At 43.4% G+C, this 22,131-nt stretch carries 11 protein-coding genes; 5 read left to right on the top strand and 6 right to left on the bottom strand.

Annotated features, from left to right (window positions below):
* The first annotated feature begins 48 nt into the window (after positions 1-48).
* Both GQS54_RS20920 and GQS54_RS20915 read left to right on the top strand, forming a co-directional pair.
* Positions 49-2,901 (top strand): TonB-dependent receptor, encoded by a 2,853-nt coding sequence (locus GQS54_RS20920; protein WP_166425865.1) that lies wholly within the window; start codon positions 49-51, stop codon positions 2,899-2,901.
* 488 nt (positions 2,902-3,389) lie between these two features.
* Positions 3,390-5,816, top strand: coding sequence for a glycoside hydrolase family 42 (locus GQS54_RS20915; RefSeq protein WP_166425864.1), 2,427 nt, complete (start codon positions 3,390-3,392; stop codon positions 5,814-5,816).
* A 559-nt stretch (positions 5,817-6,375) separates the two neighbouring features.
* On the opposite strand, the gene GQS54_RS20910 is transcribed toward GQS54_RS20915, so the two are convergent.
* From GQS54_RS20910 to GQS54_RS20885, 6 genes are all read right to left on the bottom strand, one after another.
* The gene (locus GQS54_RS20910) at positions 6,376-7,377 is read right to left on the bottom strand and encodes a family 16 glycosylhydrolase (protein ID WP_166425863.1); all 1,002 of its coding nucleotides are present in this window, start codon (positions 7,375-7,377) and stop codon (positions 6,376-6,378) included.
* A 261-nt stretch (positions 7,378-7,638) separates the two neighbouring features.
* Entirely contained in the window at positions 7,639-10,275 is a 2,637-nt protein-coding gene (locus tag GQS54_RS20905) for a hypothetical protein (RefSeq protein ID WP_166425862.1), read from the bottom strand.
* Positions 10,276-10,357: 82 nt separating this feature from the next.
* Entirely contained in the window at positions 10,358-10,987 is a 630-nt protein-coding gene (locus GQS54_RS20900) for a hypothetical protein (RefSeq protein WP_166425861.1), read from the bottom strand.
* A 684-nt stretch (positions 10,988-11,671) separates the two neighbouring features.
* Positions 11,672-12,169 (bottom strand): hypothetical protein, encoded by a 498-nt coding sequence (locus tag GQS54_RS20895; protein WP_166425860.1) that lies wholly within the window; start codon positions 12,167-12,169, stop codon positions 11,672-11,674.
* 796 nt (positions 12,170-12,965) lie between these two features.
* Complete coding sequence (locus GQS54_RS20890; RefSeq protein ID WP_240920029.1) at positions 12,966-15,326, bottom strand: multiheme c-type cytochrome; 2,361 nt, start codon at positions 15,324-15,326, stop codon at positions 12,966-12,968.
* Positions 15,327-15,698: 372 nt separating this feature from the next.
* The gene (locus tag GQS54_RS20885; protein WP_166425859.1) at positions 15,699-17,261 is read right to left on the bottom strand and encodes an arylsulfatase; all 1,563 of its coding nucleotides are present in this window, start codon (positions 17,259-17,261) and stop codon (positions 15,699-15,701) included.
* Positions 17,262-17,582: 321 nt separating this feature from the next.
* Here GQS54_RS20885 and GQS54_RS20880 point away from each other — a divergent pair, with 321 nt between their 5' ends.
* The 3 genes from GQS54_RS20880 to GQS54_RS20870 all read left to right on the top strand — a co-directional run bounded on the left by GQS54_RS20880 (position 17,583) and on the right by GQS54_RS20870 (position 21,836).
* Entirely contained in the window at positions 17,583-19,160 is a 1,578-nt protein-coding gene (locus GQS54_RS20880; protein WP_166425858.1) for an arylsulfatase, read from the top strand.
* Between the two features lie 67 nt (positions 19,161-19,227).
* On the top strand, positions 19,228-20,703 hold the full coding sequence (locus GQS54_RS20875; protein WP_166425857.1) for a sulfatase: 1,476 nt from the start codon (positions 19,228-19,230) through the stop codon (positions 20,701-20,703).
* A gap of 209 nt (positions 20,704-20,912) precedes the next feature.
* On the top strand, positions 20,913-21,836 hold the full coding sequence (locus GQS54_RS20870; RefSeq protein ID WP_166425856.1) for a sialate O-acetylesterase: 924 nt from the start codon (positions 20,913-20,915) through the stop codon (positions 21,834-21,836).
* Positions 21,837-22,131: the final 295 nt, after the last annotated feature.

Below are 22,131 nucleotides of genomic sequence, written 5' to 3'. Positions count from 1 at the left end.
ACGTTAGCCGCTACATTATCTAACAACCGATATTCAAGGAAATTTACTATGTTCAGAAAAGCTAAATTAGCAACCGCCATATTAGCCGTTCTCTCCAGCACTGTTGTTCTACCCGCTTTCGCTCAAGTTGAAGAGGATAATACCGAAACGATCGTTGTTAAGGGGATCCGCAGCAGCCTTGCCAAAGCAATAGACAGGAAAAAGGAAAGTAACGATATTATCGACAGTATCGTGGCGGAGGATATCGGTAAATTTCCAGACGCAAACGTAGCGGAGTCTTTGCAGCGCATATCAGGCGTTTCAATTAGTCGAAGCGGTGGCGAAGGCCAACAGGTTACGGTTCGCGGCTTCGGTCCTCAATTTAATACCGTACTAGTAAACGGGCGACGTATAGCCTCCGATAGCGCTGGCCGTGGATTTAATTTTGCCTTGTTGCCAGCTGATCTTATTGGTGGAGCCGACGTTTATAAATCCTCATCTGCAGAATTACAAGAAGGCGGCATTGGGTCAACAATTAATCTTCGTACCCAAAGGCCACTCGATATCGGGAAGTTTTCCGCGGTGGCCAGTGCTCGTGGTGTATACGACGAGCAATCAGGTGAAGCTGCACCTCAAGTGTTTGGCTTAATTACCAATACATTTGCAGATGACACCATCGGCTTGTTATTTTCCGCATCGTATCAAGGTCGTAAGACGGCAAATGATCAAGTAGAAGGCGCTAATTATCTAACCCGCACTTATGATGCAGATAGACGCGCGACACTTTTTGAAAACGGGCTAGGCAACGAAGGCGTTGATAGTTATACCCATCAACAACAAACACAATATATTCGAGCAGAAGAGGATCGTGAGAGATTTGGGGTTACCGGCGCATTTCAGTTTGTGCCTGCTGACAACATGAAATTGACTATTGATGGCTTATACAGTGCATTTGAGGTTAAAGCTCAGTCTATTGCTGCGGTGCAATTTAATGAAATTCCTACGTTTCACAATGCGATAACTGACGAAAATAATATTCTGACTCGGTACGACCAAATTGGCCGTCCGTTTAGTACTTTTTTAGCCTCGAACCGTGACTCAGACCTGTTTCAATTGGGCGTTGATTTTGATTGGGACATTACTGAATCATTAAACGCTAAGTTTGACTGGTCAAATTCACGTGCTAAAGATGACAACGCAGGCAAAAACTACTTTGTCGTTGTGGCAGGAGAACCCGCTATACAACGTTACGACAACACAGCTGGATTACCCGCCCCGGTTATAACGAACTATAATTTCACTCCAAATGCCACTGACACCAATGGTGATGGAGTCGTTAACCAATTTGATTACACGCTTGGAAGTGAAATAACCCAACCCGATCCGACTAAGCAATCATCTTGGTTTTCACAAAGAGAAGGCGACGGTGACGAAGATCACATCAATGAACTCAAAGCTGATTTTGAATGGTTTAGCGACGGTGAGTACTTGCGCTCTGTCAGCTTTGGCGCATATTACGGCCAACAAGAGAAAACACATTCAGATGCCCACACTGGCGCAGCCAACGTCGTTTACTTGAATCGTATTATTCCATTACCTGAGTCATTACTATCCCTTAAAAACCGGGATGGATACCTTGATGCTGTATCGGGTAACTACCCATCTTCTGTGATTACTTACAATGTTGAAGAGGTACTTGCTTATCTCGAGGACCCTGCGACACTAGCCATTCGAGACAATCTCTACGACTTACCTGCAGGCACCTCGGCGGCAGAGCTAGGGCCAAACGGTTTTGATGCCATTATTGATAAAGGCAGAGGCTATAGTGTTGAAGAAGACATCACCTCGCTATATATAAATGCAGAATTTGCAACTGACATTGACGATATGGAACTGACCGTTAATACTGGCCTGAGATATTCAGAAACAGATACAACGTCCACAGGTTTCGCGACTACATTTACTGACTTCACGCCTAACGCCTCACGAAATGATGTGCTGGCTGTGACACGCTCTGATGCAGTGGAAATTTCACAAAAAAGTAAATACGATAACTGGCTGCCCAATATAAATGCCAAGCTGCGGGTTAACGAGACCTTAATATTACGGACATCTTATTCAGAAACGTTGACCCGGCCGAACCTAGGGGATCTAAATCCTGGTGTGCAAACGCCACAAGAAGTGCGTTTATCAGATTTGCGAGGCTCCGGTGGTAATCCAGAATTAGAGCCCTACACTTCAACCAATTTCGATGTTAGTTCTGAATTTTATATTAACGATTCAACGCTATTTTCTCTGGGTTTATTTCACAAGAAAATAGAGGGCTACATTGTGCGTGGTGAGGCACGTGAGGCCATTACACTACCTGAACCCAATAGCCTAGGCACCATTACTGAAGACAGGACGAATGTAGAGGGAAATCAAATATTTTTCACAATTACGCGCCCTCGAAACCTTGAAAGTACTAAAGTGTACGGCGCTGAAATATCATTTCAGCATACCTTTGAATACTTACCTGGTTTACTTAAATATGTGGGTATAAATGCGAATTTAACCTACGTTAACTCTACGGATGAGTTTGATACCAGAGATGCAGACAATAGTGTTGTATTGCCAGGATTATCAAATTCACAAAACTTAGTGCTCTTTTATGATGACGACATATTTGAGGCACGTTTAGCCTACAACAAACGTCAAAAGTACTTTGACCGTTTAACGGGATTAGAACCAATATTTGTTGATCAATATGACCAACTTGATGCACGTATCGCTTGGAACATCGAAGAAAACATTCAAGTCTTTGCTGAAGGCACTAACTTGACGAATTCGTATACCAGCTCTGGTGGCAGATTTGACAGCCGATTTGGTTCCTTAGAATCACCCGGTGCACGCTACGCTATTGGTGTGCGCGCGAGCTTTTAAGACTAAGTAACGATAAGCATTGGACAAGAGGTAGTGGCGATTACGTGACTACCTCTTTTTAATGTAACTCCAATAAAAATATTTTATTTCAATGTGTTACACAAATAACCCTCACAAATCGCTTACATCAATGATTACTTCAATTATTCGTTTCTGCTAGCAAATTTAATAAATTTGATCGTTGTGCGCGACGTAAACCAAGTGACGGTGTGCTTTGTTACAGTGCCAAAAATAGCTATTTTTGGTGGGACAAAACATCTTGCTGCAATGGAACACCAATAGCCTGGTTTAAGCCTGCAACCTGTCAATACGTATAACGCTAGCCAGCATAATGAGCGAATCGATACAAAAGTAAATAATGGGCAATAAACGATCATTGATACATATGATGTTTGCATATATGATACATTAAGTTCAGTGTACTAACATATACGATCATAAATTTAACATGTTGCGACGCCCTATAGGTTGCACAGTAGGAGAGAATTATGAAACCACATTTTTTAGCCGCATGTATCACCTCTGCGTTAGTGCTGAGCGTCGGTTGCAGCCAGTCCAGCGAATCACAATCGACTATAACGCCTGTAAAAGCAGAAGCGTCGTCTCTATCGCCGCTAGAACATGAAGCAAGAATCAAGCTCGCCACGCTTAAAAGCATGATGGATGAAGCGCGAAATAAAAATATTGATGTAACTCGAGAAGAAACCCTAGAGTGGTTTTCTGAGCAATTTTTAACATTCGCCAGTTGGGATGAAGCTAATCCTGCAGCGATTGAAGCCGCCTTCGGTTATGAGCGCTACTACGCTAAAGACAAAGAAAAATTAGCGTTAGATCTACCCGGCTTTGAACGCCAAAAAGTCATCGATATTTTAGACAAAGGTATTGACGAGCTTGGTCAAGAATTACGTGGTGAAATTAAAAGACGCCCAGTGAATAAAGTCGACTGGCAAGGCACGAAAGCCGGTGACAACATGTTCATCAGTAATGGAAAACCTATTTTCCCTTACGATTATTTTTCTAAATCGGTTGGCCAACCACTGACCAACACTGATGTTTACAATGACCATTTAGGTGCTTTGTATCACGGTGGCGAGAACCTCTATGAGGTCGATCATGACCGTGCTATTAACTCCTTTTTATTAAAAGAAGACGGAACATTTGATCAAGACTTAATGAAAGAGCTCACGGACATTCCAGACACTAATATTGGTTTTTTATATTATTGGATCATGGGCATACCAGAGTGGGTCGAAGAGCAAGAGCCTGAAGTACGTAAAGGCCGTTCGCTGTTTACCGGCTTTGACATAGACAACCCCTTGGCACGTGACGTGTGGGGCAAAATCATCCGCAGGACAGGCGAGCTAACCAAAGGCAAAAAGGTCACAGAGTTAGGCTTTGTGCTCGCTAATGAGCCTCATTGGTTTGCCGAGAAAGACTTTTGGACCGCGCGCTTTGACGAGATGACGTCTATTTCATCTTACACATTGAATAATTTTCGCCACTGGTTGAGCGATAAATATGCCGGCGATCTGGCTTCGCTAAATACCAATTGGGGCAGCAACTTTGCGAGCTTCGATGACGTACAAATTGACATTCCTATTGATTCGGCATTACTAGGTAAGCCGATTTGGTACGACTGGACACGCTACAACATGGACAGAAGTACCAACTGGTTTGCCTTTATGCAGAGCGAGTTACATGCAGTCAATGGGGATGCCGATACGCATATTAAAATTATGCCCCGTATGTTTATGGATAACGTGCGCTCTGGCGGCATTGATACCGAAGCCTTAGCGGAATTAACCACTATGGTCGGCCACGACGCAAAATCCTTTGGTAGCGAGAATATCAGGCCCGGTAAATCATCAAAGTGGATTGAGAAGTATGCTTACAATTGGGGCTACGTGGCGATGTTCCATGACTTTATGGAATCGGTCGCCCCCAATAAAATTAACATAAACTCAGAATCTCATTTCTTATCCTCAGGCCAATGGCGAGATTTAGACACACGCCCTAGCTACGTGCGCAGTGTTTATTGGCTAGCCACGTTATTGGGTATGGATGCCAACATGGGCTGGTTTTGGGCCCGCGATCCAGACGGTTCACCTGAAGACCGCTTAGAAGGTGAATTAGACTTTTTCGATCCAGGTTTAGCCGGTGCTTATGCAGGCTCTAACAACATGCAGCCTCAAGTTACTAACGAAGTTACCCAGGTGATGTTCGATCTAAACAGCTTTTCAGAAGAGATTATTGAATTAAGGGAGCAACCTCGCCCTCTACGTTTGTTCTACTCTGAAACGACGGCCATCAATACCGATGACTACATGACCAAAGAATACGCCCTCTATGAAGACCTGTTCTTTGAAGGTTTACCGTTAGGCTTTGTTACCAAAAACATCATTGAAAAACAAGACAATAGCGCTTGGGATACGGTTGTTGTTTACAATAATCCAAACGTCAATGACGCTGAGTTCTCGGCATTGCAATCTTATTTAGATCAGGGCGGCACCATTATTCTTGATGCTATAAGTTTGAGACTGAACGAGTACGGCCAAACCCGCAAACAGACACTCAAAGCAAGTAAAGGCAAACTGATTACCCTCGATGCCAATGCTGATATTGCCAAAATCAAGCAAGTTGCGCTGACAGAAGTCGCCGACAGCATGCCTGATGTGATGTTAAAAGAAGATAACAGTGAGCCTTTCAAAACCACCACATGGCGCACAGTTAAACAGCCAGATGGTAGTTACTTGGTGAACATTCTAAATGTTGGGCACAATACGGTTGCGTTAGATTTATCACTTAGCAACGCTCAAAAAGTGTCTATCACTAACATGATGACAAGCAACGCGATGGGCAGCTCTTTTGAATTAGCATCAGAGGGCGTACTGCTGCTAAAAGTCACCCCGCAATAACTGGCATTTCAACAACTTAGTTGTACCTAACAGCCACCTTTAATAAAAGGTGGCTGTTTCATTTTGGACTGATAGCATAAAAAGTTGTGTCGTCTGCTTACGATGACAAATCGCACGTTAATACAGATTACCAATACACGATTCACGACGACAAATAACTTTATAAGGAAAGCCATGTTAAATTGGCCACTTCAAAAAACGTATAAAGACATCCAGTTCAAAAAGTCCTTAATTTATTCTCAATATTCTAAGTCAATTGGCATTGGTTATTCTTATGGTGCGAAAAGGTGTTTTTAGTCAAAATGCGTGGTAATCAATGGCAACAAAGCAACGCTTTGTGTACTACGGGCAGGTAAACAAACCACATTCGGGTGTGCTGTGGTGTGGTGAACTTATCTACTATATTCAGGTGGTCACGCGAAACAGTTTTATACTTGTTTTAACAATTCTTTGGCCTTACCCCCCCCTCTTATCCGTTGATGATGGGTATGACGCTTGAACGTATTCATCATTTGCTCCGCTCCTGCTGCGTAGTAAAGATGCTCCTTATTTGTGTTGACTACTGCCCAAGTTGTTCTGGCTTTTGCCACACGCGGATGTATTCCACCTCGAAGTCCACGACACCATCATTTTTCAGGTGTTCAGGGCTGTTCTTTTCTAAATCTTCTTTGCTGTTTGGGTAGCCGTGCCACGGGAAGGTTTCCATGTCTAGCCAGAGGTTTATCGGTTTTGTCGCAACGTAGCCATTGTAGTCTTCAGGGAGTCCTTCGCGGTTCTCCTTAGCCCACGCGGTGACCTGGTCTGCACTGACCGTTGACAGCAACTTGCCGTCGACATAGTACTTAACCCCCTTTTCATTCCATTCAACACCGTACACATGAAAGTCGTCTGCCATTCTAAAGCCAAGATCTTTATGTTCGGTGTAACTCGGTTTACCGCCGACCGGTTTCTTCCAGTCGCGGATAGACCACCACAATTCACTGTCTAGGTGATCTTTTTTAGGATCTTCTCGACTGTCGCCAAAAGATTCAAAAAAATCGAATTCTAAGCCTGGGCCCATTGACCAAAAAGCACTGGTCACTTCTGCATCGGCTGATTTACTTTTAATTTCAACGTACCCGTAGGTAAATGAACGGCGGTTGATTAAGCATGGCACTGTGATGTTTTCATGTTTCATTGGCTCACCAAAAACCGGCTTTCTGATTTCGTCCGAAAAGGGAAAGTCTGGCTCCCAACGCGCTTCTAACATCAACTTTCCATCTTCCAAGCGGTGATTACGCCCAGAAAATTGCGACGGTGCCCTGCCCTTCCATACCCATTTATCGGGTTTATCAGGGTGGACATATTGGGGCTTACCGTCTTTAAATTTGCCGACGATAAACCAGCGATCTTCATCTAGGCTACTGCGATTGAATTCGTCGCTGACCTCGGTATTCAAAGACCAGTCACCTTTGTTATCTGGGTCAGACAAAGGCAGAAGGACTTCAGTACCAGCCTGAGAATGAAGTGTAAACAAGGCACTGAAAACGAGTGCCTTGGTCGCGTATATTTGCTTGGTCATATTTACCTTTTTAAACGTTTTTAAAATGCGCGACTAGGCGTAGCCAAAATATGAACGAGGTTGAATGCAAGAGCTAGCTAACGCGCCTATCCCGATCACGTTGATGACTTCTTACTCACGTTGACGACTCCTTACTCACGTTGACGACTCCTTACTCACGTTGATGACTCCTTACTCACTAATGACTCGTTCGCACAGTTGACTTGTTCGCTCAGCACAGGCCCGTCCGATTGACGAGGCTGGCCGATGCTGAACAACACATTACTTATTGATGAAATCGGTAGCGGCAGTTCCGTCAGGGTTGCGCATATCTGAGCGATACAAAATTAAGGTATCAGCAGGTAAACCATCAGACACGATATTTGCTTTAGAAAAATCGACCGGGTAAAAACCTACCTTAGCTGACTCATTGCCCACTTCTGTTGCAGACAACATAGATAGTGCTAAAACAGGTGCCGTTGGGAATATTTTATACCAACGCGTACCAGACGGATTATCGAAGCTATCAGGGGTCAATGCCGCTAATTGTTCAGGTGTTTGCTGGCCTGTCACCGTCTTCTGTTGTAAATCATTACGGGTCAGTTGATCAACCGTTTTACCGTTAAGGTTGGCTAAATATTGCCTGTGGGCATCGGTTATCAAATAGGTAATATTATTGCCAACCTCAGCAACAGGTGCATCAAACACGGTTTGTCTTAAGGTGATATCCCCTTTTATCACTAAGTTATTAATTCGGCCTCGGGTCAAGTCGCGACAACTGGTTTTACAGTTAAACGAGCCTTTGCCAACAAGTATCGCGGTACCGCTGTCTATCGCTTCGATATTCTCAACGCTTATGTCTTTCATTACTTTCGAATGCGGCTTTAACCACACCCCAGTGAAACCATTAGTGACTTTAACGTTCGAGATATTGATTTTATTCATTGACGATAAATACGGGCCTGAGCGATTAAAGTTGTCGTTATCAGTACCATTGCCCGCTTCTACCCGCACACCGATACCATTGAATGCTTCAATATTATCAATTTCGATCCAATCACCGCCGTACACTTGCACTACGCCATAGCCAGTATGAGCATGACTTGCTTTGATGTTCTTAATCGAGCCTTTCAAGGGCGTACGACCATAGGTAGGGTTGCGTTGAATGGCAAACATGTCGGGGATAACATCGCCTGAATCGTTAACAAAGTCGCCATTTTCGTTTGTCGCTAATGGGATATTAGCCGGATTCATCGGTTTGTTGAGGTTGGCACTGCCTTCTGGATTTTTTACGTACCGGTCTTGCAAGAAAACCGGCTTAGAGCCAAAGCGATAAGCAAATGCACCATCTTTATAATCCGCATCAGCAAACATCTGCACTGCAACCGATTCAGTGTGATTATCTTCAATGTTGATATCTGAAATAGCAAAGTTCTTCACATAAAATAAACCAATGGGGATAGCACGCGTCAAGTTCACTACGCCATTACCATTGCCACCGTTCATATAACCGTAGTTATGCGGCATGTTTGTGTTGGCGTCTATGGTGAATTTTTGACCTGGTATGGTAGAGCGTACTTCGACGTTTTCAACCCGCTCTGACAATAGATTACCAGGGCCATTACTACGGCCAAATGAGAACAAAAATTGACGATTAGGTTTGTTCTTATTTTTATGATCATTTGCACTTGTGGGGTAAAGATCTTCTTTGATACCACGCATTTCTAATACAACACATGGCTCAACTTCAATACGCACGTTAGATGGCACTGCGATATGTGACAAACTAAAACGATTTTGCCCATTAGCATTAGCCCGAAGCACCACTACGCCGCCACCGGTTTCTCTTTTTGCTTGATTGAGTGCAGTTTTTAAACGCGCCGTGTCATTTACTGTATCAACGAACTCGTCTTCAGCGACTAGCTCAGTTGGGCTGTCGTCAAATACCGCATTTTCGAAAAAGCCAACATTGACCGTCGTCACGCCATTTTCATCAGTGTAACCGGTGTAACCGCTTAAATCGGTATCCAGTATTGTTTCGCCATCAGGGTCTGGTTCAGGGTCCGGTGTGGGTGTCGAATCGTCTACTTTGCTAATAACCGAGAGTTGATTAATACCTAGATTCGCGCCATCAGTGGCTCTGAATCTAAAACGAATTTTATTCGCTGACACATTCGGATTAGCGGTAAAGGTATTGATACCTGCGTTAGCGTCACTCCAGCTTTTAAGCACAACCCAGCCACTGTCTGTTTTATGGGCTGCTTCCCAACTTATAACGCGATTTTGCGGCGTATCATCTTGGCTAAAGCTAAAGACTATATGATTGCTTTGCACGATATCAAAGATGATGTAAACATTACTATTGGCAGCGCCAATCAATGTGGCCACCGCTTCTTCGGCGCTATTGCCTTGTATAACGTTAGCCAGAGCAGCGCGATCCCAGTGTGAACTAGGCGCCATATTCGCCACTAACAATAAATTGTCGTCAGTCACATCAGCTGATACAAATTGCTGCAATATGGCGTGGTAATTCAGTGCTCCTCGCTTTATTTCGAAGTAAATTTGTATCTGCTCACTTGGCGAAGCGATGTCAAAATAAGGTGCTCCGCTCTCGGTTACACCATCAGCGTCTAACACGGCGTGGCTGGTATCGGTCACCACTAAGCGTAATTTGTCAGAAAGTGCAGAGGCATCTGAAACGATAATATTATTGTAAGTGTAATACCCCGCGCGGCGTTTGGTGTAGCGTTCACTTTGCGCAATACTGGCTGACTCGACTGTCACCCAAGTGCCTTCTTCTGCAGCATAGACATTGAAAGACAGCTGGCAGACGAGTGTTAAAAAAATCAAACGCATTATGGCGCGCGAGGCACCTTTTAGCGCATGTAAATAAACCCAATGATCACTAGGATTAAACATTTGTGTTCTCCAAAAATTCAAAGCGGTTGGCGAAGTCACTGTTATGACGTCGCCAGTAAAGGCAATCAGTACAAGTAAGAAACTAAAACGCCTTTTTACCTGAAACAGATGTTAGGCGGACGGCTAATAAGCCCAGCAAAAAAAGAGCAAAGGTATTGGGTGCAGATACCGCGTTAGCGCTCTGGCTAATAGAAATATTGGATACGGTTAAGTAGTCGTCGTAATTATAATTAAAGTCTTCAATGCCAAATTCCAACGCAACTGACGAGCCAGCCAATGCGCTGATATCAGCGCTTAGACCGTCAAGCATAAAATCATGCAGAAGGTCGCCATTATCATCAACCAATGTCACGTAAGCGCTGTCCGCTAACGAGTCAAACGCCAATGAAATAAGTGACGAATTATCAGCAACCATAAATGCTTGAAATAAATATACCCCCCAGTATTCCATTGCGGAATTGGCTGATGTGTTGAGTGTCACGCTGTTTGAGCCAGTGAAATAGTTGTCCGTGTACTCGGTAAAGTTGATGTCATAGGCTGCTATTTCTTCGTCAGCATCGACGCTGTAATAATTAATATCTCCTGACCAACCATATAAGCCATCAGAAAAATCACCGTTAATTAAGCCTGCCGAGGCGCCGCTGCTGAGCAGTAATCCACCAACAAAAAACAATGGTTTTGCGAGCGTTTTACACGCTAAATATATATTCATGTGTTCCCATTCCTCACTCTTTTTTAAATAAGTGTTATTCGCGAGCGACAAAATGAAGACATATAAAGCCAATGATTGAATTGGTAATTTAATGCGCGATTTGCCGCTTAAGTAAAAATGCACCGCATTAAAGTCAATGTACGAACTGGAACATTTTGTTACTGAAATGTACAACAACATTAAACCTATGTAAACATCAGATGTTTATTTGTGATGTCAAAAAGTTTTTTTACGGCGAGAAAACATAATATTGCCGACGACAACGCTGCCTCAGAATGTTAATTAACGAGATAAGATTAGATGCTCAATCGTGCTAAGTAATTTTGCTCAGTGCACGTGATGTCAGTTAGTGCAGACCGTCACACTCAAATAAGCATGCTTGAGCCAAATCTGCAAAGAGTGGGCATGCATGGCATAAATTAGGATGTTTGGTTTGGTTTAGATTAGCTTGGTTCGCTTGAAAAAGAGCTGCCTGAAAAAGGATGACGGCTGACCTCTTTACTGCCTGCAAATGTGTTCACTTACATTGTATTGAATAAAAAAGTGTTAATTTCACAAGAGGAAATGTGACGGCGAGCAAAGACTACATATGTCCCGAATACTCGAACGCACTAGCTAACGTTAAAAACGCTGTTTAATCTAGTTATGTGGTGCGCTAAGCGCACCACATCTTATAGCGCGACGTTATGCAGAAGCCACTTTAACATCATCAAAATGCTTGAACGTTTCTTTGATTATGTCTTTTTGATCGCTGTTATCATAATGGACACCGACCAAGACCGAGCCTTTTTCGATCGCGTCTTCGTAAAATTTAACCTCATGTTCAGGAATGGCTAAGCCGATTGCCCCGCCGATGATACCACCAGCAGCCGCACCTGCGCCGCCCGCCGCTAATGCCGCGACTAATGGCCCGCTGGCTAAAACACCGACACCACCTGTTGCAACGACGCCAACCGCTGCAAGGCCGCCCACAATAGCAGCCAACACACCACCAGAAGTTGCTCCAATGGCGACGCCTTCGGGCAACTTAGAATGATCAGTCAAGGCGAAACTGTCTTTTGTAATTGAGTCGTTAGCCACTAACGAGATATTCGCATCACTGAACCCTTTGTGTTCTAGCATGCTTATGGCTGCACTGGCTTCGGCTGGATTTTTAAACAAACCTGTAATCACATCACTCATGGGTATCTCCTTCTGTAAAGAGCGTTATTGCTCTTGACTTACATTGGGAATTTGCAACCTTTAGGCCAAAAAATTTGGCGGCTAGAAATTAGGTCAGAGCGCCCAGTAATTAAGGGGGCCGAATATTTTTCGGTATTTTAAAGGCTGCCCTAGTAGGAATAAATTACCCACTTTATAAACGTTACTGAGTAAAAAAGTAATTGGTTAATTTAGCCGCACAATCAAAAGAAACGGTTAGATCGATATCTTGCACGTATTGTCCACTGGCGTTTTTACTGCGAGCTCACTAGGCCATCGAAGCCAGCATCGGTGATACTGCCATTAAAGATTCAATTTCCTGAATAGTCTGATTCAAAATCCAAGCTCACGTGAAGCTTGCTAGTATCCATTTTTTAAAAACGCTTTATTAAGGCTTTCGGAGGGGTAAATAGCGGATTTAGATGCTTGAAAGAAGAACTTATTAGCCTCATTCATACTAACCTGATGTTCCCGTTGCTATGCGAGGTCAATCCGCTAAACCCTCGAAGAAAAGGGCCTGGGAATTATTCAAATAATTTAATACAAAGACGATTGGCACATGGATGTCCCTTGCGACACCTAGAGCGGTATGTTTTGTTTTTGCCAAAAAGCGTCGAACCTAATGATTCAAGTCAAATCCTTCAAATCCGACACAATAAGAACCTGAACTTAAGGTTGCTGTATTAACGGCGACAGACTGTTGAAGCAATGCGAAAAAGGTCAGAAGTATTGCTAAAAGACAATAAATTCATCCCTTCGTCTCTGCCCAACGTAGCCTCTATTGTTGCAACGCGCGCAATTTAGATTGATATTGCTGCGCTTTCCCCGTTTGGCCTGTTTTGTTTAAATAGCTGATGAGCGCACTTAGCACGTCAGTATCAGCTGGCCAGCGCTGATGGGCTTGTTCCAATTCACTGATAGCCACATTAGTGTGGCTTTGGTGGTCAAGGGCAACGGCATAAATATAAGCAAAAGACGGCAATGCTTCATCGCTGTGTGCTGATATTTTCAAGTTCGCCAGCGCGTTCCCATATTGTTTCTGGCGAATTTTGAATAAACCTAGCGCGTGATTGGCTTGGGCATTGTTCGGCTCAACGTTCAGTGCCTTGGTTAAATACCCCGCGCCTTTTTCGTCTTGGCCCTGCTGGCGGTAAAACTCAGAGATTTGAATTAGCACCGGTATATAACTGGGTTCGATTTTGTAAGCGGTTTGGTAAGCCTGCTCCGCAGAAGCCAGATCGCCTAGGCTGGTATGCAAATGACCGATGGCCAATTGGGTGATAGGCGAATCAGCGTTCAGCTCAAGCATGTCACGGTACTCATTTAGCAGGGGCATCAGTTTCGCTTTATCAGCACGTGACAACTGACCCACGCTATCCACTAATAACCTGGCCATTTCAAAGCGTACCGACTTACTCGGCTCATTCAATTTTGCGCTCAATACCTGCCAACGTGCTTGTGGGCTAAGAATTTCTAGGGACTCAATGGCTGCCCGGCGCAATAAGGTGTCTTCACTGTCAAGGCTCTCAAGGGCAATGTCCACCCCTTGCTGGGAGCGATATTGACTTAAGTCAGCCAATAAAGACGCTTGGCGTAAGCGGCTGTTATCAGGGTTTTGAATAAACGCTATGGCTTCGTCCAGTCCCTGAGGAGCAACATTTTGCACATGTTGACGGGCGGTTTGCCACGCGTTGTGTTTGGTATTGCTGCCCCATACTTTTTGACTGGCTTCTCGCCAATGCTTGTCGCCTTTGTCATGACAGGCTAAACAGGTTTGTGGCTCACTTGCTGCGTTGTTAAAGCGCAGATCAGGAATTAAAAAACTATGATCCCGTCTGTCATCCACGCCCATATAGGTTTTTTCGGGCATGTGACAGTTCACGCACATAGCACCGTCTGTTTGCGGGGTATGGTGATGATGCTCTGGGCTATTAAAGGTGTCAGCCTGGTGGCATTGCAAGCATAGGCCGTTACCCTGAATTTTAACTTTCCCTGTATGTGCGTTATGGCAATTTGAGCACGTTACGCCGGCATGTTGCATTTTGCTTTGCATAAACGAGCCTGCCACAAACACCTCTTCATTGATGCTGCCGTTAGCATGATAAAACGGGCCGCGGATCCACTCGAGTCGGTTGTCATCCACAAAGCTTTGCTGAGGCTGCTTGGCGTCTGCATCAGAAAATGGATAACTTAAAGGAGTGCGTAATGAATGGCAACGAGCACAGACGTTTACCTCACTGTTATTCGGTTTGCCATCGGCATGGGCGATAGGGTTACCTTCACTAAAAGCAAAATTCTTCAGCGCTGGCAGTACCTGAGTAAATCCCGATTGATCTGGCGTTAAAGCATTGCTGTTTGCCAGCTCAATATGCTGTCCTGCGGGGCCGTGGCAGCTCTCGCAGGCCACATTCACTTCACTAAATTGGGTATGAAACACATTGGTTTTCGGTTCAAAATTACGTTTTAAATCTGTGGTGTGACAATCGGCGCAGCGGCTATTCCAGTTTTGAAAGTGACGTTGCCAAAAAAATGGGTGCTGCGGAGTTATTTTTTCAATCGGTTGTAAATGAAACCAGCGCTGGCCGCCCTCTTCTTCGCTGCGGCTGTCCCAGGCAATGTTAAACGCTTGCAGTTTCCCCTCACCGACATCGACTAAGTATTGCTGCAAAGGATAAAAGCCAAACGTGTACGGCACATCAAATGTTTCAACTTTATTTTGTTTATTGGTGGTAGTGATTTTGTAATGGCCGTTTTCGACAAAAAAGCGCGTTTTTATATTGTGAAACTCAACATCAGTATCCGCGAAGTCACCTAACACACTGTCTTTGGTCGCTTCTTGCATGGCTTTAAAATGATCGGACTGTTGCCACTGTTCATATTCACTTTGATGGCAACTTTGGCAAGCTTGCGCGCCAACGTAATGTGGTGTATTGATTTTAGAAGCGGTGATTGAGGCCGCTTTATTAGACGCACTAGAAGATGCTTTAGAAGGCACTTTTGACGGTGCTGGGGACGGTGCTGTGGAAGAAGTATAGTAAGGTAGCGGAGCGCTATTTGTATCCCCCGCAACACTGGCGACGCTGAAAAGTGCTGCCCACATAAAAGAAAACAATAAAGCGTAAAATGTTATCTTTTTCATACCTACTCCATCTGCTGCATACCACTTCGTCACGTTCAACTGCTTATATCCTTGTCAAAATTATTGGTCTTGTTTACCTAGAACCTAAACGCTCTCTAACGCATTATTGCAAATAGCTTTATACCTATCTACTTTACTGTCAGGGAAATTAAAGAGCCGATACTACAGGGAAATATTGCTTTTAGAAGTGATCGTGTAACCTTCTTTTATATTATAGGGTCTCATTTGTCTCTACATCACCGATAACAGAAAATTTCACTTTGTATATCAATACGCATTTCAGCACTTGGATCGAACAATGAATTTCTGGCGAAATAATTGTAACGGATCCAAATGCTGATTTTTCAAAGACGAGTAAACCCAAGTCTTCAATTACTTTTTGATTGCATTTAAACGAGCTTGAAATTTAGTCACCAATTCTGGATGTTGCTCGGCGACATTATGTTGTTCAAATTTGTCCTTCGACAAATCAAAAAGTTGCGCTGACGTTTGCAGGCCATTCGCTATCGCTGTTTTATTCACTAACCAATCAGGTGTTTGGCCATTAAACGGCTCTATGTATTTCCAATCACCGTTTCTAAGTGCCAAGGTAAAAGACTCCTCGAGCATTTCCTGACGCGCACTTGCTCGGCTGTCCAGTAACGCCGGTAGTACGTTAACACTGTCAGATGCTGCACCTTTTTCTAGCGTCGCGCCAATTAACTCAGCAAATGAGGCGTAAAAATCAATATGACTAAGCAACGCATCGCTTTCACCATTTTGAATCAAGCCGTTTGGATAAGTAACAATCATCGGAACACGTGTGCCCGCTTCATAAGCACTGTATTTGCCACCTTTGAATCCACCAGCAGGATCATGATCGCCCCGCAACTCTTCGGCTTGGTCATTGTAGCCGTCATCCATTACCGGGCCATTATCACTTGAGAATACTATCAACGTGTTGTCGTATAGCCCCTGTTTTTTAAGTTCGTCAACAATACGCCCTGTCATCCAATCCATTTGTAAAATCGCGTCGCCTCTTGGTCCCATACCGGATTTACCAGCAAACATTTTGTTTGGCACTCGAGGAACATGAATATCATGAAACGGAAAGTACAACATAAAAGGCTGATCTTTATTTTCCTGAATAAACGAAATAGCTTTATCGGTAAACACCAGCGGAATATCTTCATCTACCCACTCGGCCGATTTACCTCCGGCCATCCAGCCGATACGGCTGATACCGTTTACAACGGTTGCACTATGTTGCAGATCAGCGGTTTGCTTTAGAGTCTCAGGCGATTCTGTTCCAACAGGCCTATGTCCGATTCTTTTTTCATAGCTGACTGTTATGGGATCATTGGGATCTAAGTTAACCACGTTATGATTTTCTAGAAAAACGGTAGGTACTCGGTCACCCGTAGCAGGCATCAAAAAGCTGTAATCAAACCCTAATTCAATTGGCCCCGGCTTAACATCTTTGTTCCAATCAACAAAACCATCGCCAAGTCCTAAGTGCCACTTACCTACTACGCCGGTAGTATAACCGGCTCGCTGAAACATTTTAGGGAGCGTTGGCTTAGTATGGTCAATGATAAGGGGGGCATCACCGGGTAAGATGGCTGCATTGCTTCTAAAAGCATACTGCCCTGTCAACATTGAATATCTTGAGGGAGTGCATGTGGCAGCAGTACTATGAGCATCAGTAAATTTTATGCCCTCATCAGCTAAAGCATCCACATTTGGTGTTTCTATGGCAGTCATACCATAACTACTTATATCACCGTACCCTAGGTCATCTACGTAGAAAATAACGACATTTGGGCGCTTTTCACTTAACAAATCATTCGTTTGCGTGTCAGTCGACATTTCTCTATCAGGATTTGAGCAACTTGATAATCCCATAACAGACGCAATTACTGCGCCACCAACCAATAAAATATGTTTTATTTTCATAATTCCTCTTTAACGAATTGCGGACGAGTCTAGTTTACAGTCAAGGGACAACGATACCCCTAAATATCACATAAAAATTCAGATACCGCTAGTTTAAATACCAGAATCATTAACATATTATTATTATCGCATTACAAAATATCAATAAAGATCAATAAAATCAGTACCATGAGGAATTACCATAAAAAATAGGATGTAAATAAATATGATTACTGAAGAGGACAACGATTTACCCGCGGTAAAAGTAATGGTAATGTGAATAAATATATTTCGCCTCGGTCACCATCAAAACAGATGAATTAACTGGATTAAATTATCGAAATGAAAAATTTATTTTTTATCCTATCAGGCATGGCAGTGCTAAGCGTTTGCTCAAATGCATTTGCAGATACCCCGACACACATTGAGGAAGTACCCAAACCAAACATCGTCATATTTTATGTTGATGATTTAGGCTACGGAGACATAAGCGCCTATGGCGCAAAAAGTGTCACCACTGCACATGTCGACAAGTTGGCCGCGAATGGGATCAAATTTACAGACGCCCATAGCTCAGCAGCGACTTGCACACCTTCTAGATACTCGTTGTTAACAGGTGAGCATGCCTTTAGAAAAAACATACGAATCTTAAAGGGCGACGCCGCTATGGTCATTTCGCCCGAACAACCGACTTTACCCAAATTATTAAAAAAAGCTGGCTATACAACCGGCGTAGTGGGTAAGTGGCACCTTGGTTTAGGCGCCGATACGGCCCCGGTGGATTGGAACGAGGACGTTAAACCCGGTCCTTTAGAAATTGGTTTTGACTACAGCTTTTTAATCCCTGCAACAGGCGACAGGGTGCCTTCGGTATATCTGGAAAATCATAACGTCGTGAACCTAGATAAGAATGATCCTCTTTATGTTGATTACACCAAGAAAATCGGTAACAGGCCGACCGGCTATGAGCACCCTGAGTTATTGCGTCAGCAAGCAGATAGTCAGCATAGTCAAAGTATTATCAATGGTGTGAGTCGAATAGGTTGGATGGCAGGAGGAAAGTCAGCTGAATGGGTAGATGAAGACTTTTCTACCGTGACCACTGAAAAGGCCAATAGCTTTATTTCGGATAACAAAAACAATCCCTTTTTCTTATTCTTTTCATTTCATGACATTCATGTACCTCGCTTACCGAATGATAGATTTAAAGGCGCAACGACTATGGGCGTGCGTGGTGATGCCATTGTGCAAATGGATTGGATTACCGGCCAAGTTGTTGAACATTTAAAAGCCAATAACCTATTAAACAATACCCTTATTATATTTACCTCTGATAACGGTGCAGTGCTGACTGATGGCTACGATGATGAAGCTTTAACGTTAATTGGTGAACATAAAGCCAATGGCCCTTTTAAAGGTGGTAAATACAGTGCTTATGAAGCGGGTACACGCGTTCCGTTCATCGTACATTATCCCTCTAAAATCAGCGCAGGGGTGAGTGATTCACTAATAAGCCAAATCGATATTTATGCTTCTATCGCCAGCCTACTCGGTTTAACGCTTGATGAAAAAGAAGCCATTGATAGCGAAAACTATTTGCCTGCGCTTTTTAATCCGAACTTACTCGCCAGAAAGACGCTAATAGAAGAAACCCCTCATACTCTTTCACTGCGCAGCGGAAGCTATAAATACATACGAGCTACAGATAAAAATGCCGGCTTTGTCGTAAAGAAGAAGAATATTGATCCCGGTACAATGAACACGCCTCAACTCTTCAACTTAGTACCTGATATTCATGAAGACACGAACCTTGCCAAGAAACTGCCGCAAAAAGTGAACGAAATGGAGCAAATAATGCGAAGCATAGAAGCACGCCAAACCCGCTTAGAATCAGGAGCAGCCACACGTGAAATCAACTAAATACGTTCTTATCCTATTATCTTTACTGATCTCAAATACTGCTTCGGCAACCGAAGGGGTCTCTAATATGAAGTCGACTCATCCGTCGGCTACGCAACCGAATATCATCTGGGTGGTACTAGAAGATATTTCATTAGATTTAGCCTACAACGGCACCCCGGCAGTAAAAACCCCCAACCTAGATAGAATAGCCAGTGAGGGCGTTAGCTATAGCAACGCCTTTGCCACCGCGGCGGTTTGCTCTACCGCACGCTCAGCAATTTTTACGGGTATGCATGCCACTAGTATTGGCGCACAGCACCATAGAAGTCACTTAAGCGATAACTACACTTTGCCAAAAGATGTGAGAATGGTATCCGAATATATGCGTGACGCAGGTTATGTGAGCTTGTTAATGGGACCAAAACAAAAAACAGATTTTAATTTCACACCTACGGTGAACGCATTTGATGCCCAAGACGGTGAGGTAAAATATTCGGGAGGAGCTTATACTCACGCCCCCATTGACACTAAAATTTTAGATAAATCAGCCTGGAAAACCTACCAAAAGAAATATGCTGATAAACCGTTTTTTACACAAATTAATTATAGTGAGACACATCGAACATTTATAGCCGACCCAGATGATCCCATTAATCCAAAAGACGTTAAATTACCAAGCTATTATCCAGATCACGAGATAACTCGGCGTGATTGGGCACTTTATTTGGAAACCGTGCAAACGGTTGATAAAAAAGTAGGCCTGTTATTCGATGAACTAGAGGAAGCCGGTGTACTTGATAACAGTATAGTATTTATTTTTGGTGATCACGGCAGAGCCATGCTGCGCGACAAACAATGGTTATATGATGGTGGTTTACGCGTACCACTTATTGTATGGGGTAAAGGAATACCAGCAAATCAAAGCAACGATACGTTAGTGAGCCTCATCGATATAATGCCTACCAGTATGGACTTGGCTGGAATAAAGGTGCCTCAATATATTGAAGGAAAAGTGATGTTTGGGCCACACAAAGAAACCAGAGACTATGTATATGCTCATAAAGATAGATGCGATGAGACAGATGATCGGGTAAGAGCTGTGCGCGATAATCAATTCAAATATATAAAGAATTTCTATCCTGAAAAGCCTTACACTGACTTTAATGCTTATAAAAATCTACAGTATCCAGTAATGGCTCTGATGAATAAGCTCCATGCCCAAGGCAAACTGACCCCACAACAGGCCTTATTTATGGCGGATTCTCGCCCACCGGAAGAACTTTACGATACGGTTAACGACCCAGATGAAGTCAATAATTTAGCAACTGATCCGGCATATAAAACGCAACTCATCCGACTTAGAAATCAACTTAGTTTATGGCAAACACAAACCGGTGACATGGGCATGGTTGATGAAGACCCTAAAGAAATCCAATATTGGGATGATTTTTTTGCCAAGCACTATAATCAAACCATGCTAGAAAGAGGATTATCGCCTGATATCAGTCCCGACGATTATCTAATCTGGTGGGATAAATTCTTAACGGAACTAGGTAAATAACCCCCTCCCCAGCATCGTTACACGGCATATTACAGAGTATGCCGTGTAACAAAGTATTCAGACAATAGTCCCGAGACCTTCACATTGTGTAAATCTTCCTTTCTTTTGAGATATTTACCTAAATGTTAGGAAAAAATTAATCCTCCCATTTATGATGAGAAATAGGCTTTTTTATTCAAAGCCACTCGGAACTACTAATAGGAAAAAATATGTTTCACAGAATAACGAAAATATTAGGGTTATTGCTGTTAGTAACGTTTTCACTACAAACTGTGGGGTCACCTCAAGCCGCAGAACATCCCGTTCAAGTTGTGTTGCTCGCTGGCCAATCTAATATGGGCGGCGCAGGAAACTATGAAGAGCTTGCATCATCCGTCATCGAACGCATACAAAAGGTATCATCACGCGTTAGCGTCAGTTTAGGTGGTAGAAAGCCGCAACCTTTGTCTTATGAAGTATCTAAGTTTCATCAAGATAAATATGGTATTGCCAAAAAATTTGGCCCCGAGTTATTTGTAGGATTAACCCTTGCCGAAAAATATCCGGATCGAGAGTATCTGTTGCTCAAGACGGTACAAGGTGGAACGTCGTTGTACGGTGCATGGAATCCTCAATGGACAGCCGAAAAGGCTAAGCGCGTAGAGCGTGGAAGCGTTAAACAAAACCTGCAGCTGTACACGCTTCACCTTACCAATGTGCGAAGTAATTTGGCGCGTTTGGAACAAGACGAAAAGCTTTACAACATAATAGGAATGCTGTGGATGCAAGGTGAAAACGATGCGGCAAAAGAAGTGGCCGCAAATAGCTATAAAGCTAACTTACTCAGGCTCATTAACGGATACCGAAGTGAACTGGAAGTGAGTACTATGTCTTTTGTTATTGGACAAATTAATTCAACATATGGACGATACCCCAGCGGTCCAGATATGGTCAGGGCGGCAATGGCCGACGTGACTAATATGCTACCCAACACTGCCCTTATTAGCACATCGACGGATAGATCGTGGCATGACTATCCCAAACACTCAGATAACGTTCACTACAACACACTAGGACAAACTCGCCTAGGCATAGCGTTTGCCGAGACATTAAATTCGCTTACCAACCCCCAATTAGATGCATCAAATAAATAGCTATGGTTTGTTATATGTAGCCCGAAAAATAGCTTCTAACATGTCATCGTTTGCCATACTTAGAAAGTACACTAACGCATTGAACTCAGACGCTTGCAGCATAGACACCCCAGTATTCATGCCCAGCGTAGTATATTAACTTCAGTAAATCGTTAACCACTCAGTGAAAATGTATTGGAATTGGTATTATTCTGCGATTAACTTCCAGAGCAAAGTAACGTAAGCGTCCGGCAATTTGCACATTCCACTAGTTAATATTGCACAGCAGAATATCGACTTTAATCATCATCGGAGT

The sequence above is a fragment of the Paraglaciecola sp. 20A4 genome (genome assembly GCF_011378905.1).
Classification (GTDB): Bacteria; Pseudomonadota; Gammaproteobacteria; order Enterobacterales; family Alteromonadaceae; genus Paraglaciecola.
Note: the sequence above shows the minus strand (reverse complement) of the source record. Positions and strands in the feature narration are given on the sequence as shown.

What these genes read in the sequence shown, in the direction of transcription:
- GQS54_RS20885 (WP_166425859.1), bottom strand. Translation starts at nt 17,261, where the DNA reads ATGAAAATAAAACATATTTTATTGGTTGGTGGCGCAGTAATTGCGTCT.
- GQS54_RS20915 (WP_166425864.1), top strand. Translation starts at nt 3,390, where the DNA reads ATGAAACCACATTTTTTAGCCGCATGTATCACCTCTGCGTTAGTGCTG.
- GQS54_RS20890 (WP_240920029.1), bottom strand. Translation starts at nt 15,326, where the DNA reads ATGAAAAAGATAACATTTTACGCTTTATTGTTTTCTTTTATGTGGGCA.
- GQS54_RS20870 (WP_166425856.1), top strand. Translation starts at nt 20,913, where the DNA reads ATGTTTCACAGAATAACGAAAATATTAGGGTTATTGCTGTTAGTAACG.
- GQS54_RS20910 (WP_166425863.1), bottom strand. Translation starts at nt 7,377, where the DNA reads ATGACCAAGCAAATATACGCGACCAAGGCACTCGTTTTCAGTGCCTTG.
- GQS54_RS20895 (WP_166425860.1), bottom strand. Translation starts at nt 12,169, where the DNA reads ATGAGTGATGTGATTACAGGTTTGTTTAAAAATCCAGCCGAAGCCAGT.
- GQS54_RS20905 (WP_166425862.1), bottom strand. Translation starts at nt 10,275, where the DNA reads ATGTTTAATCCTAGTGATCATTGGGTTTATTTACATGCGCTAAAAGGT.
- GQS54_RS20920 (WP_166425865.1), top strand. Translation starts at nt 49, where the DNA reads ATGTTCAGAAAAGCTAAATTAGCAACCGCCATATTAGCCGTTCTCTCC.
- GQS54_RS20900 (WP_166425861.1), bottom strand. Translation starts at nt 10,987, where the DNA reads ATGAATATATATTTAGCGTGTAAAACGCTCGCAAAACCATTGTTTTTT.
- GQS54_RS20880 (WP_166425858.1), top strand. Translation starts at nt 17,583, where the DNA reads ATGAAAAATTTATTTTTTATCCTATCAGGCATGGCAGTGCTAAGCGTT.
- GQS54_RS20875 (WP_166425857.1), top strand. Translation starts at nt 19,228, where the DNA reads ATGAAGTCGACTCATCCGTCGGCTACGCAACCGAATATCATCTGGGTG.